The organism is Micromonospora parva (assembly GCF_000718515.1).
Lineage (GTDB): Bacteria > Actinomycetota > Actinomycetes > Mycobacteriales > Micromonosporaceae > Micromonospora > Micromonospora parva.
Window position 1 is genome coordinate 163,031 of record NZ_JNZS01000001.1, and the last position, 13,667, is coordinate 176,697.

The following is a 13,667-nucleotide window of genomic DNA, read 5'->3' on the forward strand; positions in this document are numbered from 1 at the left end:
CCAAGCGCGCATATGACCAACAGAAGCTGCAAGATCGCGGAAGCGGCGATCGCGGAACGGGGGACGGCCTGATGCCGCAGGGACAACCGAGCGTGGTGCCCGCTGACGGGTTGACGACCCGGCAGCGGCGGCACCGGCCGCTGTTGATGGTCCACACCGGGCAGATGAAGGGGAAGTCGACGGCGGCCTTCGGGCTGGCGTTGCGGGCCTGGACGGCCGGCCTGCCGGTCGGGGTGTTCCAGTTCGTCAAGAGCGCCAAGTGGCGGGTGGGGGAGGAGAGCGCCTTCCGGACCCTCGGCGAGGTGCACGAGCGCACCGGCCAGGGCGCGCCGGTGGCCTGGCACAAGATGGGCGAGGGCTGGTCCTGGATCCAGCGCGGCGGCGACGCCGACCACGCCGCCGACGCCCTGGAGGGCTGGCGGCAGATCCAGCGTGACCTGGCCGCCGAACGGTACGGGCTGTACGTGCTGGACGAGTTCACCTATCCGATGACGTGGGGCTGGGTGGACGTCGACGAGGTGGTCGCCACGCTGGCCGACCGGCCCGGCTTCCAGCACGTCGTGATCACCGGTCGGGACGCCGACCCGCGCCTGGTGGCCGCCGCCGACCTGGTCGCCGAGCTGACCAAGGTCAAGCACCCGATGGACGCCGGCCAGAAGGGCCAGAAGGGCATCGAATGGTGAGCGGGCAGTGGGCGCTGCCCCGGGTGGTGGTCGCCGCCCCGGCCAGTGGCCACGGCAAGACGACGGTCGCCACCGGGCTGCTCGCCGCGCTCCGCCGACGGGGACTCGCCGTCAGCCCGCACAAGGTCGGCCCCGACTACATCGACCCCGGCTACCACGCCCTCGCCGCCGGACGAGCCGGCCGCAACCTCGACCCGTTCCTGGTCGGGCCCGACCTGATCACCCCCCTGCTGCGACACGGCGCGAGCGTCCCCACGCCCGCCGACGTCGCCGTGGTCGAGGGCGTCATGGGCCTGCACGACGGCGCGGTGGGCCGGCGTGACTTCGCCTCCACCGCGCACGTCGCCCGGCTGATCGAGGCACCGGTGCTGCTGGTGCTGGACACCACCGCGCAGGGCCGTTCGGCCGCCGCGCTCACCCTCGGCATGGCCGCGTTCGACCCGGCGGTTCGGATCGGCGGGGTGATCCTCAACCGGGTCGGCTCACCCCGGCACGAGACACTGCTGCGCGACGCCCTCGCCGAGGTGGGCGTACCGGTGCTCGGGGCGGTCACCCGCGCCGCCGAGGTGGCCGCGCCGGCCCGGCACCTCGGGTTGGTGCCGGTCGCCGAGCGGGCCCCCGAGTCGCTCGCCATCGTCACCGCCCTTGCCGAGCTGGTCGAGGCCACAGTGGACGTCGACGCCGTGCTCGCCCTGGCCCGCACCGCCCCGCCGCTGACCGCCCCGGCGTGGGACCCGGTCGCCGCCGTCGGCGGGCCGGCCGGCGTCGAGCGACCACGCGTCGCGCTCGCCGGTGGTCCGGCCTTCACCTTCTCGTACGCGGAGACCGCCGAACTGCTCGCCGCGGCGGGCGCGGACGTCGTCACCGTCGACCCGTTGCGCGACCCGGCGCTGCCCACCGGCACCCGCGCGGTGGTGATCGGCGGCGGCTTCCCCGAGGCGTACGCCCAGGCGCTTGCCGACAACACCGCGCTGCGCGCCGAGCTGGCCGACTTCGACGGGCCGATCGTGGCCGAGTGCGCCGGGCTGCTCTACCTCGGGCGGTCCCTGGACGGCGTACCGATGTGCGGTCGGCTGGACCTGACCGCCCGGATGACCGACCGGCTCACCCTCGGCTACCGGGAGGCAGTGGCGAGCACCGACTCCCCGGTGGCCCGCGCCGGTGCGCAGGTACGCGGCCACGAGTTCCACCGCACCACCACCGACCCGGGGCACGGCGACGCACCGGCGTGGCGGTGGAACGACGCCGAGCACGGTTTCGTCTCCGGCCGGGTGCACGCGTCCTACCTGCACACCCACTGGGCCGGTCACCCCGGCGCGGCCCGCCGACTGGTCGAGGCGGCCCGATGACCGCCACGCTCACCGGGGTCGGTGTCGGCCCCGGCGACCCGGAGCTGCTCACCGTCAAGGCGGTGCGGCTGCTGGGCGAGGCCGACCTGGTCTTCGTACCCGTGATGGCGGACCGGGCCGAACCCGGCGCGACCGCCGCTCCGACGCCGCCGGGCGCGCAGGCCGGGCGGGCCGAGGCGACAGTGCGGCAGCACGTCGCCGCGGACCGGTTGCGTCGGCTGCCGTTCGCGCTGGACGACCGGGGTGGGGTGACCGCGCGCCGGGCGCAGGCGTGGGACGAGGCGGCCCGGGTGGTCGTCGAGGCGATCGACGCGGGCGCACGGTCGCTGGTGTTCGCCACCATCGGCGACCCCAACGTCTACTCCACCTTCGGGTACCTGGCCCAGAGCGTCCGCGCGCTGCGCCCGGCGGTGCGGGTGGCGACAGTGCCCGGTGTCACCGCCATGCAGGAGCTGGCCGCGCGCAGCGGCACCCCGCTCTGCGAGGGACGCGAACCGCTCACCCTGCTGCCGGCCACCGCGGGCCTGGCGCTCTTCGCCGACGCCCTCGCCGGACCGGGCACCGTGGTCGCCTACAAGGGCTGGCGGCGGCACCCGGAGCTGCTCGCCGAACTGCGCCGGCAGGGCCGCCTCGCCGACGCGGTGCTCGGCCGCAGCCTGGGGCTGCCCGGTGAACGCGTCGGGCCGGTCGACGACACCGGGGACGACCTGCCGTACCTGTCGACGCTGCTGGTTCCGGCCCGCCGTGAGCACCGAGGAGGAAAGCTGTGACCAGCGACGCGAAGGTGTGGTTCGTCGGTGCCGGCCCCGGTGCGGCGGACCTGCTGACCCTGCGGGCCGCCCGGGTGATCGCCGAGGCGGACATCGTGATCTGGGCGGCCAGCCTGGTGCACGCCGACGTGCTGGCGCACGCCCGCCCCGACGCGGAGATCGTCGACTCGTCGCAGTTGCCCATCGAGGGTGTGCTGCCGCTCTACCGGCGCGCCGCCGAACAGGGGATGACGGTGGCCCGGATCCACTCCGGAGACCCGGCGCTGTGGGGCGCCGTGCAGGAGCAGCTGGACCTGTGCCGGGCGCTCGGCCTGGCCGTCGAGATCGTGCCCGGGGTGTCCTCGTTCACCGCCGTCGCGGCGATCGTCGGACGGGAACTGACAGTGCCCGAGGTGGCCCAGTCGGTGATCCTCACCCGCCTCGAAGGCGGCAAGACCCCGATGCCGTCCGGCGAGCGGGTCCGCGACTTCGCCCGGCACGGCACCACCATGGCCCTGTTCCTCTCCGCCGCCCGCTCCGGGCAGGTGCAGGCCGAGCTGCTGGCCGGCGGCTACCCGCCGGACACCCCGGCCGTCGTGGCGTACCAGGCGACCTGGCCCGACGAGCTGGTGGTCCGCTGCACTGTCGGCACCCTGGAGGCGACCGTCAAGCAGCACAAGCTGTGGAAGCACACCCTGTTCCTGGTCGGGCCGGCGCTCGCCGCCGAGGGCACCCGCTCGCACCTCTATCACCCCGGGCACTTCCACACCTTCCGCCGGGCCGAGCCGGCCGCCCGCGCCGAGCTGCGCCGTCAGGCCAGCGCCCGCGCCGGGGGGACAGCCACACCATGACGTACGCCGAGCCGCCGCTGCGCGAGCCGGACCTGCCGCGTACCGCGAAGGTCCGGCCCACCGCGCTGCGCACCGGCTGGACCACCGGGGCGTGCGCGACGGCGGCGGCCAAGGCGGCGGTCACCGCGCTGGTCACCGGCGAGACCCAACAGGAGGTGGAGATCGGGCTGCCCGCCGGGCGCCGGGTGCGCTTTCCTGTCGAACGCTGCGAAGTGAGCGGCACCCCACCGGTGCGCGCCGAGGCGGTGGTGGTCAAGGACGCCGGCGACGACCCGGACGTCACCCACGGCGCCGAGCTGACCGCCACAGTGAACTGGACCGACGTACCCGGCCTGCGGCTGGCCGGCGGCGCCGGCGTCGGTACGGTGACCAAGCCCGGCCTCGGGCTCGCGGTCGGCGGCCCGGCGATCAACGACACCCCCCGCCGGATGATCGGCGAGGCGGTGGCCGAGGTGGTCGACCTCAGCGAGGTCGGCGTCCGGGTGGTGATCAGCGTGCCTCGCGGCGAGATCATGGCCCGCAAGACCACCAACCGCCGCCTCGGCATCCTCGGCGGGATCTCGATTCTCGGCACCACCGGGATCGTTCGTCCCTTCTCCACCGCGTCGTGGCGGGCCAGCGTGGTGCAGGCAGTGCACGTGATGGCCGCCCAGGGCGAGCGCGCAGTGGTGCTCTGCACCGGTGGGCGTACCGAGCGGGCCGCCCGCGCGCTGCTGCCGGACCTGCCCGAGGTGTGCTTCGTCGAGGTGGGCGACTTCACCGGCGCGGCGGTCACCGCCGCCGTCGAGGACGCGATGACCGGTGTGGTCTTCGTCGGCATGGCCGGCAAGCTCGCCAAACTCGCGGCGGGCATCCTGATGACCCACTACACCCGATCCAAGGTGGACCTGTCGCTGCTCGGCGCGGTGACCGCCGAGGCCGGCGGCGATCCGTCGCTCGTGGCCGCCGTGACCGAGGCGAACACCGGGCGGCACGCGTACGAGCTGTGGGAGGCCGCCGGGCTGCTCGCCCCGGCCGGTGACCTGCTCTGCCAGCGGGTCCAGGCGGTGTTGCGGCGCTTCGCCGGGCCGACGGTCACAGTGGACGTGGCGATGGTCGACTTCGCCGGAGCGCACGTCGTCGCCTCGTCCGGCCGGTGGCCCGGATGACGCGGGCTGAGCCGGTGACCCGGGCGGAACCGATGCCACCGACGACCCGGGCGAAGCCGGTGATCCCGACGACCCAGGTGGGCCCGGTGACCGTGGTCGGCCTGGACGCGGCCGGCGCACCGCCGCACCCCGCTCTCGCGCCGGTGCTGGCCGCTGCCGGGCTGGTGGTCGGGGCCGCCCGGCACCTGGCTGCCGTGCCCGTACCGGCCGACGCGGACACCGCCACCCTCGGGCCGCTCGCCCCCGCCCTGCGCCGCCTCGCCGAGGCCGTCGACGCCGGGGTGCCGGCCGTGGTGCTGGCCAGCGGCGACCCCGGCCTGTTCGGCATCGTCCGGCGGCTGCGCGCGGCCGGGCTGCCGCTGCGGGTGGTACCGGCGGTGTCCAGTGTGGCCGCCGCGTTCGCCCGCGCCGGGCTGCCCTGGGACGGCGCGGCAGTGGTCACCGCGCACGGGCGTGACCCCCGAACCGCAGTGAACGCCTGCCGGGCGCTGCCACTGGTCGCGGTGCTCACCGCGCCCGGCGCCGGGGCGACCGAGCTGGGTGCCGGCCTGATCGGCTGGTCCCGTCGCCTGCTGGTCGCCGAGCACCTGGGCACCGCCGCCGAACGGATCCGCGCGGTGACCCCCGAGCAGGCCACCGCCGAGACCTGGGCCGACCCGCACGTCCTACTCAGCCTCGCCGACCCGGATCGGGTCGCGTCTGCTGGGATGCGCTCCGACAACCAGCCGGCCGCCGCGCCGGCCGGCGGGTGGGCGCTGCCGGAAAGCCGGTACGCCCACCGCGACTCCATGATCACCAAGTCGGAGGTGCGGGCCCTCGTCGTCGCCCGGCTGCGCCCCCGACTGGGCCGCCTCGTCTGGGACGTCGGCGCGGGCAGCGGCTCGGTCGGCATCGAGTGCGCGCTGCTCGGCGCGGCAGTGCTCGCCGTCGAGCAGGATCCGACGTCCGCCGCGGCGATCCGGGACAACGCGGCCACGCACGCCGTCGACGTCCGGATCGTCGTGGGGCGCGCCCCGGCGGCGCTGGACGGGCTACCCGAACCGGATGCGGTCTTCGTCGGTGGCGGCGGCGTCGACGTCCTGACCGCCGTGCTGGCCCGCCGACCCGCACGGATCGTGCTCACCCTGGCCGCGTTGGACCGCGTCGCGCCGGCAGTCGGTCTGCTGCGCGCCGCCGGCTACGCGGTCGAGGGCAGCCAGCTCTCCGCCGCCCGCCTCGCCGACCTGCCCGGCGGGTCGATCCGTCTCGCGGCCACCAACCCGGTGGTCGTCCTCACCGGGGAGCGCCAGTGACCGACCAGAACCCGCCCGCCCGGATCGGCCTGGTGGCGGCCACCGCCGCCGGCCGCCGGCACGCCGACACCCTGGCCGACGCGTGGCCGCACGCCCGGCTGGTCGAGCGGGACACCGTGGCCGAGGCGCTGCGCGCCGCCTGGGCCGGTTGTGACGCGGTCGTCGCGTTCCTGGCCACCGGGGCGGTCGTACGGATCGTCGCGCCGCTGCTCGACGACAAGCGCACCGACCCGGCGGTGGTGGTCGTCGACGAGGCGGCCCGGCACGCGGTGGCACTGCTGGGCGGGCACGCCGGTGGCGGCAACGCCCTCGCCGAGCAGGTCGCCGCCCTGCTGGACGCCCGAGCGGTGATCACCACCGCCACCGACGCGGTCGGGTTGCCCGGGCTGGACACCCTCGGCTGGCCGGTCCACGGCGCGGTGGCCGCGGTGTCCCGGGCCATCCTGGACCGTGAACCGGTCCGACTGGTCGCCGACGCCGACTGGCCGCTGCCCGCCCTGCCCCCGAACGTGCGCGCCAGCGATGAGGACACACCGGACGACGGGTACCGGCTGCTGGTCACCGACCGGGTGGTGCCGACCGACGGGCGGACCGCCGTGCTGCGCCCGCCGTCGCTGGTCGCCGGGGTGGGCGCGAGTCGGGGCGTACCGGCCGCCGAGGTGGCGGAGCTGCTGCACCGGGTGCTGGCCGAGGCCGGCCTCGACCCGGCGAGCCTGCGCTGCCTGGCCAGCGCCGACATCAAAGCCGACGAGGCGGGCATCCGCAGCACCGCCGACACGCTCGGCGTACCCCTGGTGACCTGGCCGGCGACGCGCCTCGCGGCGGTCGACGTGCCGCACCCCAGCGAGGTGGTCCGGGCCGCGGTCGGCACGCCGAGCGTGGCGGAGGCCGCGGCCCTGCTCGGCTCGGATGGCCGGGCCGGCGACGCGACGCTGCTGGTGAGCAAGACCGCGACGGCGATGGCCACCGTGGCGGTGGCCCGGCACGCGCCACGCGGCCGGCTCGCCGTCGTCGGCCTCGGGCCCGGCGCCGCCGACCTGCGCACCCCCCGCGCGGTCACCGAACTGCGTCGCGCCGCCGTGGTGGTCGGCCTCGACCAGTATCTCGACCAGGTCCGCGACGTGCTGCGCCCCGGCACCCGGGTGCTCGCCAGCGGGCTGGGCGCGGAGGAGGCGCGGGCCCGCGCCGCCGTCGCCGAGGCCGCCGCCGGCCGGGCGGTCGCGCTGATCGGCTCCGGCGACGCCGGGGTGTACGCGATGGCCAGCCCCGCCCTGGAGTACGCCGACGAGCGCATCGACGTAGTGGGGGTGCCCGGCGTCACCGCCGCCCTCGCGGCCGGGGCGCTGCTCGGCGCGCCGCTCGGGCACGACCACGCCTACCTGAGCCTGTCCGACCTGCACACCCCGTGGGACGTCATCGAACGACGGGTGACCGCCGTCGCCGAGGGTGACTTCGTGACCATCTTCTACAACCCGCGCAGCCGGGCCCGCGACTGGCAGCTCGGCAAGGCGCTCGGCATCCTCGCCGGGCACCGGCCACCGGACACCCCGGTGGGGGTGGTGCGCAACGCCAGCCGCCCCGGCGAACAGGTCCACCTCGCCACGGTGGCCACGCTCGACCCGGCGATCGTCGACATGTACAGCGTGGTGGTCGTCGGCAACAGCGACACACGGCTGGTCGCCGGCCGGATGGTCACCCCCCGGGGGTACCGGTGGCGCTCGTGAGCATCGACGCCTGCCAGGGCTGCGGCGCCTGCCTGCGCACCTGCCCCACGCACGCCATCACACCAATCGCCGGTGGCCTCACCGTCCGCGCCGACCGGTGCACCGGCTGCCTGGAGTGCCTGGAGATCTGCCCCGTCGACGCGATCCGCGTCGTCGAGCCGTCGGAAGGAGCCCGATGAGCCGGGTGGTGCACCCCATCGAGGTCGAGTCGTACCGCATCCTGCGCGAGCGCGTCGACCTGTCGCACCTGCCGCCGCTGAGCCGCGCGGTGACCGAACGGGTGGTGCACGCCAGCGCCGACCTCGCCTACGTCGACGACCTCGTCTGCGACGAGACCGCCCTGCGGTCCGGGCTGGCCGCGCTGCGCGCGGGCGTACCCGTGGTGACGGACGTGGCGATGGTCGCCGCCGGCATCACCCGCACCGGCCTGGAACTGGTCTGCCCGGTCGCCGAGCCGGCCGCGGCCGACCTGGGCCGCTCGGCCGGCATCACCCGATCGGCGGCGGCCGTGCGGATCGCCCTGGACCGGGTCGGGCCCGGCGCGGTCTGGGTGGTCGGCTGCGCGCCCACCGCGCTCGTCGAACTGCTCACACTGCACGCCGCACCGGCGCTGGTCGTCGGCCTGCCGGTCGGCTTCGTGGGCGCCGCCGAATCGAAGGCGGGGCTGCGGGCCAGCGGCCTGCCCGCCGTGTCCAACGTGGGCGAGAAGGGCGGCTCGGCGGTCGCCGCCGCCGCCCTCAACGCCCTGCTCTACGTCGAGGAGAAGTCATGACCGGATTGGTCATCGTCGGGCACGGTACGCGCAGCGCGGCCGGGGTCGACCAGTTCGCCGCTCTCGTCGAGCGGGTCCGTCGTCGCGGTGACCTCGGCGACGTCGAGGGCGGCTTCATCGAGCTGTCCCGCCCACCGCTGACCGACGCGGTCGGCGCGCTGGTCGCGCGCGGGCACCGGGCGCTCGTGGCGCTGCCGCTGGTGCTCACCGGCGCCGGCCACGGCAAGGGCGACATCCCCGCCGCGATGGCCCGGGAACAGCAGCGTCACCCGGGGCTCAGCTACCGCTACGGCCGTCCGCTCGGCCCCCACCCGCTGCTGCACACCGCCCTCGAAGAACGCATCGACGCCGCGCTGGCGGGTGCCGACCGGGCCGGCACCGAGCTGACGGGTGCCGACCGGGCCGGCACGTGGGTCGCGTTGATCGGGCGGGGGTCCACCGACCCGGACGCCAACGCCGAGGTCGCCAAGGTCGCCCGGCTGCTCTGGGAGGGACGCGGCTACGCCGGCGTCGAGCCCGGGTTCATCTCCCTCGCCCAGCCGTCGGTGCCGGCCGTGCTGGAGCGGCTGCGCCGTCTCGGCGCGCGGCGGATCGTCGTCGCGCCGTACTTCCTGTTCGCCGGGGTGCTACCGGACCGGATCGTCGCCCAGTCGGCGGAGTTCGCCGCCGCCCACCCCGACCTGGACGTGCGGGTCGCCGACGTGATCGGCGACTGCGACGCGCTCGCCGACCTGGTGCGGGAACGCTACGCCGAGGCGCTGGGCGGCGACATCCGGATGAACTGCGACACCTGCGCGTACCGGGTGCTGATGCCCGGCTTCGCCGACAAGGTGGGTCGCCCGCAACGCCCGCACGACCACCCCGACGACCCGGTCGGCCACCACCATCACCACGGGCACGACCATCATGGGTACGACCACCACCACGACCACGGGTCGGTGGCGGTGGTCGGCGGCGGGCCCGGCCCCGACGACCTGATCACGGTACGCGGCAAGGCGCTGCTCGACGCCGCGGACGTGGTGGTGGTCGACCGGTTGGCCCCGCAGGGGCTGCTCGCCGGGCTGCGCCCCGACGTGCTGGTGGTCGACGCCGCCAAGGTGCCGCGCGGCCCGTCGATGGCCCAGGAGGCGATCAACGAGGCCCTGGTGTCGCACGCCCGGGCTGGCCGCCGGGTGGTCCGGCTCAAGGGTGGTGACCCGTACGTCTTCGGGCGCGGCCACGAGGAGGTGCAGGCCTGCACGGCCGCCGGTGTGCCGGTGACTGTGGTTCCCGGGGTGAGCAGCGCGCTCGCCGCACCGGCCCTGGCTGGCGTGCCGGTCACCCACCGGGGCGTGGCGCACGACGTCACCGTCGTGTCCGGACACCTGCCGCCCGGGCACCCCGACTCGCTGGTCGACTGGGCGGCGCTGGCCCGCGCCCGGGGCACCGTCGTGTTGCTGATGGCAGTCGACACCATCGCCAAGATCGCGTCGGCGCTGATCGAGCACGGTCGCGCCCCGCAGACGCCGGTGCTCGCGGTGCAGGACGCCGGGCTGCCCGAGCAGCGGTCGGTGTCCGCCCGGCTGGACGAGATCGGTGCGTCGGCCGCCCGGGAGGGCATCCGTCCGCCCGCCGTCTTCGTCGTCGGCCCGGTGGTCGCGCTGTCGACCACCGGGCCCACGGTCTGACGGTCACTCGCTGCGGGCGGTCTCCGGACCGGTGATCCGTTCCAGCAGCGGCAGGGTGGAGGCGATGACGGCGAGGCAGGCCGCCAACCCGACGACGACGATCACGTAGAAGCCCGGCTGCGGCGCGACGAGCGTGTAACCCATCTGCGCCCGCAGGAACAGGTGGGCGGCGAGCAGACCCATGCCGATGGCGACCGCGGCGACGGCGAGCATCGGTACGGCGCTCTCCAACGCGACCACCCGACGCAGCACCCGTACCGGCGCTCCGCTGAGCCGCAGCAGGCTGAACGGGCGTCGGCGTTCGGTGAGGCCGCCGATAACGCTGACCGCGAGGCTGCACCCGCCGAGCGCGAGGCTGGCGATGATGATGACGTTGGCCAGTTGTTCCCAGCCGCGCAGCGTGTCGGCGAAGTCCGACTCGAAGTCGCCGGGCACGTTCGGCCCCACCCAGAAGCTCGGGAAGGCGACCTCCAGCACGGTGCGGACGCGCTCGACGGCGGCGGCGGAACCGTCGGTGCCGACGACCATCGCCCCGACCGGTAGCCGCTGGAGCTCGTCGAGGGTGAACGACGCGGCGGGCCAGACCGTCGCGGGCGAGGCCGACTCCCGCCAGCGGCTGAGACCGATCGGCACCTCGATGACGCTCGCGCCGTCGGCGCACCGGCCGTACGCGCTCGGGAGGTCGGTGCACGCGATCAACCCGCCCTCGCCGCCGTTCATGATGTCCGGGTCTTCCCGGACGGCGGTCGCGGACCGTACGCCGCTGATCGCCCGCAGCTCGGCGAAGAGCGGGTCGGGCACCGACGGCACCTTCTCGTCGAAGACGGTGGTCACCGTGCCCGCATCGGTCGAGCCGATCGGGGCCGGACCGCGGTTGTCGATGATCGTGGTGATCACGCCGACGGCCACGCTCGTCACGAAGAGCGCGAGCATGATGCCGCTGATCGCCCGGAAGCCTGCCTTCGGGTTGTCGGCGAGACGCCGCGCGGCGATGAGGGTGGCGGGGCGGCTGGCGTACCGGGCCATCACCCGGGCACCGACCATCGTCAGCCAGGGGCCGGCGAAGATCAGGCCGAGCATGATGAGCAGCAGCCCGGGCAGGAACACCGCCGCCTGGCCGTCGGACGTGGCGGGCCGGAAGCTGATGGCGAAGAACAGCACGGCGACGCCGAGCAGGATCGGGATCAGCCGGTACGCGCGCGGCGCACGGGGGGTGACCCGGCGGGTGACGCCCAGCGGCGAGATCCGTACCCGGCGCAGCGAGACCTGGGCGGCCAGCGCCGCGCCGGCCGGGACGCCGAGCGCCACCAGCAGGACGTCCAGCACGCCCAGTGACATGTCACTGGGGAAGAACGGCATGCCGGTGAACGGGATGCCCGCGAGCGGGTCGCGGAAGGCGTAGAACAGGCCGAAGCCGACGGCGGTGCCGGCGACGGCGGCGGCGGCCGCCTCCACCGCGGCGACCGTCGAGATCTGCCGGGGCGTCGCCCCGACCAGGCGCATCGCGGCGAAACGCTGCTCCCGGCGGGCGGCGCTGAGCCGGGTGGCGGTGCCGATGAAGATCAGTACCGGGAACAGCAGCCCGCCGGCGATCACGCCCAGGATGAGGTTCACCGCGGTCTCGGGAAGCGCTGGTTTGTCACCGACGTCGCTGACCTGCCTGGCGTCGGGCAGCTTGCCGACGCTGTCCGGGGTGCCGCCGACGATGGCGAGCAGGGTGTTCGGTGAGGTCAGCCCGGCGGGGGCGACGGTGCCGACGTCACGGCCCGGGTAACGGTCGCTCAACTGGTCGGCCGGGTGCGCGGCCAGCAGTTCCCGCAGCGCGGGTGAGGCGTAGAACTCGCCGGGACCGGGAGTGGTCGGGATGCCGGCCGGGGTGGGCGCGTTCGAGCCGGTGGCGGCCACGTCGATCCGGATGATCTGCTCGCCGTGGAAGTAGTCGTTTCGGGTCGACCACCACAGCGGGTCGGCGTCGCCGCCGGTCGAGGCGCTGGGATACACCGAGGCGTACCGGGTGAGCTGGGCGTCGACGGCGTTGACCCCGGCGAGTGTGGTCAGCAGCAGACCGCTGCCGACCGCGACGGCGGCGGCGATGACGATCAGGCGGGTGAGCGCCTCACGGCCGCCGGCCACGGCGAGGCGGAGCCCGAAGCGGATCATGAGGCGATCCGGTCCGGCGCGTTCACGCGCCCGTCGCGGACCATGACCTCGCGGTCGGCGTACGCGGCGATCCTCGCCTCGTGGGTGACCAGGATGACAGTGGTGCCCTGCTCGCGGGCGGCGCCGACCAGCAGGTCCATCACCTGCTCACCGGTGAGCGAGTCGAGCGCGCCGGTCGGCTCGTCGGCGAAGAGCACCTGCGGCTCGGCGACCAGGCCCCGGGCCAGGGCTACGCGCTGCGCCTGCCCACCGGACAACTCACCCGATCGGCGCTGTTGCATGCCGTCGAGGCCGAGGCGCTCGAACCAGGTGTACGCCCTGCGCAGCGCCTCGGTCCGGCGTACGCCGCTGAGCAGCATCGGAAGGGCGACGTTCTCGGCCGCCGTCAGCTCGGGGACGAGCTGGCCGAACTGGAACACGAACCCGAACCGGTCCCGGCGCAGGCTGCTGCGCTCGGTCTCGGCCATGGCGTGGACCTTGGCCCCGTCGAAGAGGATCTCGCCGGAGTCGGGCACCAGGATGCCGGCCAGGCAGTGCAGCAGGGTGGACTTGCCCGAGCCGCTGGGGCCCATGACGGCGACGATCTCGCCCGCGTCCACGGCGAGGCTGGCGCCGCGCAGGGCGGGGGTCTGACCGAAGGAGAATTCGACGTCACGCGCTTCGATCACGACGCTCACCGCCGCACCTCCTTCCGCAGGGCGTCCAGTCGGGCGCCGGTCATCTCGATCCACCGGAGGTCCGCCTCCAGGTGGTAGAGGCCGTGGTCGGCGAGCAGCGCGTCGACCAGGCTGCCGGCGCGCTTGATCTCGGTCAGCTCCCGCATCCGGTGCAGGTGCGCGCTGCGCTGGGTGTCGAGGTATTCGGCGGCCGGTCGGTCGAGCATCAGCGCGAGCACGACCTTGGCGAAGAGCACCGTCTGTAGGTGCGGCTCCGGGTCGACCGGCTGGGTCAGCCACTGCTCGACCTCGGTCGCCCCGACGTCGGTGATGATGTAGCGCTTGCGGTCCGGGCCGGAGCCGGGGGCGACGTCGCTGATCACCACCTTGCCGTCGCGGGCCAGTCGGCTGAGGGTGGAGTAGACCTGGCCGAACGGCAACGGCTTGCCTCGGCCGAAGAAGGCGTCGTAGTCGCGCTTCAGGTCGTAACCGTGGCTGGGCTCCCGTTCGAGGAGGCCGAGAAGAGTCAGTGGCACGCTCATGCCGGAAGACTACACCGAGGGTATACCTCGCGTATATACCCTCGGTGTGTTGCGGGTCGACGCCTGGTCGAGGC

The 13,667-nt window shown here is 74.9% G+C and carries 13 protein-coding genes; 10 read left to right on the plus strand and 3 right to left on the minus strand.

All coding sequences use genetic code 11. From position 1 onward, the window contains the following. Positions 1 to 71 precede the first annotated feature (71 nt). Genes cobO through cobA form a run of 10 tightly spaced genes read left to right on the plus strand, consistent with a single transcriptional unit; the run spans position 72 to position 10,235 of the window. Positions 72 to 683 (plus strand): cob(I)yrinic acid a,c-diamide adenosyltransferase, encoded by a 612-nt coding sequence (gene cobO, locus IF22_RS0100715; protein ID WP_030327536.1) that lies wholly within the window; start codon positions 72 to 74, stop codon positions 681 to 683. Beyond that, a complete protein-coding gene (locus IF22_RS0100720) occupies positions 677 to 2,032 on the plus strand; it encodes a cobyrinic acid a,c-diamide synthase CobB (protein WP_030327537.1) in 1,356 nt (451 codons plus the stop codon). Before cobO ends, IF22_RS0100720 begins: the two co-directional genes overlap by 7 nt. Continuing rightward, positions 2,029 to 2,802 carry a precorrin-2 C(20)-methyltransferase gene (cobI, locus tag IF22_RS0100725; RefSeq protein WP_030327539.1) on the plus strand — a complete coding sequence of 258 codons (774 nt, stop codon included), beginning with the start codon at positions 2,029 to 2,031 and terminating at the stop codon, positions 2,800 to 2,802. Before IF22_RS0100720 ends, cobI begins: the two co-directional genes overlap by 4 nt. After that, entirely contained in the window at positions 2,799 to 3,632 is an 834-nt protein-coding gene (cobM, locus tag IF22_RS0100730; RefSeq protein ID WP_030327540.1) for a precorrin-4 C(11)-methyltransferase, read from the plus strand. The genes cobI and cobM overlap by 4 nt, the downstream gene beginning before the upstream one ends. After that, positions 3,629 to 4,780, plus strand: coding sequence for a cobalt-precorrin-5B (C(1))-methyltransferase (locus IF22_RS0100735; protein WP_030327542.1), 1,152 nt, complete (start codon positions 3,629 to 3,631; stop codon positions 4,778 to 4,780). Before cobM ends, IF22_RS0100735 begins: the two co-directional genes overlap by 4 nt. 32 nt (positions 4,781 to 4,812) lie before the next feature. Beyond that, on the plus strand, positions 4,813 to 6,072 hold the full coding sequence (locus IF22_RS32740) for a bifunctional cobalt-precorrin-7 (C(5))-methyltransferase/cobalt-precorrin-6B (C(15))-methyltransferase (RefSeq protein ID WP_051708102.1): 1,260 nt from the start codon (positions 4,813 to 4,815) through the stop codon (positions 6,070 to 6,072). Continuing rightward, positions 6,069 to 7,796 (plus strand): precorrin-3B C(17)-methyltransferase, encoded by a 1,728-nt coding sequence (gene cobJ / locus IF22_RS0100745; protein WP_030327543.1) that lies wholly within the window; start codon positions 6,069 to 6,071, stop codon positions 7,794 to 7,796. Before IF22_RS32740 ends, cobJ begins: the two co-directional genes overlap by 4 nt. Beyond that, complete coding sequence (locus IF22_RS0100750; protein ID WP_036410455.1) at positions 7,784 to 7,975, plus strand: DUF362 domain-containing protein; 192 nt, start codon at positions 7,784 to 7,786, stop codon at positions 7,973 to 7,975. The genes cobJ and IF22_RS0100750 overlap by 13 nt, the downstream gene beginning before the upstream one ends. Next, positions 7,972 to 8,568: a precorrin-8X methylmutase gene (locus IF22_RS0100755; protein WP_030327546.1), complete on the plus strand. Its 597-nt coding sequence runs from the start codon at positions 7,972 to 7,974 to the stop codon at positions 8,566 to 8,568. Before IF22_RS0100750 ends, IF22_RS0100755 begins: the two co-directional genes overlap by 4 nt. Next, the gene (cobA, locus tag IF22_RS0100760) at positions 8,565 to 10,235 is read left to right on the plus strand and encodes a uroporphyrinogen-III C-methyltransferase (RefSeq protein ID WP_030327547.1); all 1,671 of its coding nucleotides are present in this window, start codon (positions 8,565 to 8,567) and stop codon (positions 10,233 to 10,235) included. The genes IF22_RS0100755 and cobA overlap by 4 nt, the downstream gene beginning before the upstream one ends. A 3-nt stretch (positions 10,236 to 10,238) precedes the next feature. Here cobA and IF22_RS0100765 read toward each other — a convergent pair whose 3' ends face one another. The 3 genes from IF22_RS0100765 to IF22_RS0100775 are packed head-to-tail and all read right to left on the minus strand — an operon-like array spanning position 10,239 to position 13,593. Continuing rightward, complete coding sequence (locus IF22_RS0100765) at positions 10,239 to 12,395, minus strand: FtsX-like permease family protein (RefSeq protein ID WP_030327549.1); 2,157 nt, start codon at positions 12,393 to 12,395, stop codon at positions 10,239 to 10,241. Further along, on the minus strand, positions 12,392 to 13,072 hold the full coding sequence (locus IF22_RS0100770; RefSeq protein WP_030327550.1) for an ABC transporter ATP-binding protein: 681 nt from the start codon (positions 13,070 to 13,072) through the stop codon (positions 12,392 to 12,394). Before IF22_RS0100770 ends, IF22_RS0100765 begins: the two co-directional genes overlap by 4 nt. Continuing rightward, positions 13,069 to 13,593, minus strand: coding sequence for a PadR family transcriptional regulator (locus IF22_RS0100775; protein WP_030327552.1), 525 nt, complete (start codon positions 13,591 to 13,593; stop codon positions 13,069 to 13,071). Before IF22_RS0100775 ends, IF22_RS0100770 begins: the two co-directional genes overlap by 4 nt. Positions 13,594 to 13,667: the final 74 nt, after the last annotated feature.

Excerpts from the sequence above, each read along its gene's own strand:
- cobO (WP_030327536.1), top strand. The coding sequence starts at position 72 with ATGCCGCAGGGACAACCGAGCGTGGTGCCCGCTGACGGGTTGACGACC.
- IF22_RS0100720 (WP_030327537.1), top strand. The coding sequence starts at position 677 with ATGGTGAGCGGGCAGTGGGCGCTGCCCCGGGTGGTGGTCGCCGCCCCG.
- cobI (WP_030327539.1), top strand. The coding sequence starts at position 2,029 with ATGACCGCCACGCTCACCGGGGTCGGTGTCGGCCCCGGCGACCCGGAG.
- IF22_RS0100735 (WP_030327542.1), top strand. The coding sequence starts at position 3,629 with ATGACGTACGCCGAGCCGCCGCTGCGCGAGCCGGACCTGCCGCGTACC.
- IF22_RS32740 (WP_051708102.1), top strand. The coding sequence starts at position 4,813 with ATGCCACCGACGACCCGGGCGAAGCCGGTGATCCCGACGACCCAGGTG.
- IF22_RS0100755 (WP_030327546.1), top strand. The coding sequence starts at position 7,972 with ATGAGCCGGGTGGTGCACCCCATCGAGGTCGAGTCGTACCGCATCCTG.
- cobA (WP_030327547.1), top strand. The coding sequence starts at position 8,565 with ATGACCGGATTGGTCATCGTCGGGCACGGTACGCGCAGCGCGGCCGGG.
- IF22_RS0100765 (WP_030327549.1), bottom strand. The coding sequence starts at position 12,395 with ATGATCCGCTTCGGGCTCCGCCTCGCCGTGGCCGGCGGCCGTGAGGCG.
- IF22_RS0100775 (WP_030327552.1), bottom strand. The coding sequence starts at position 13,593 with ATGAGCGTGCCACTGACTCTTCTCGGCCTCCTCGAACGGGAGCCCAGC.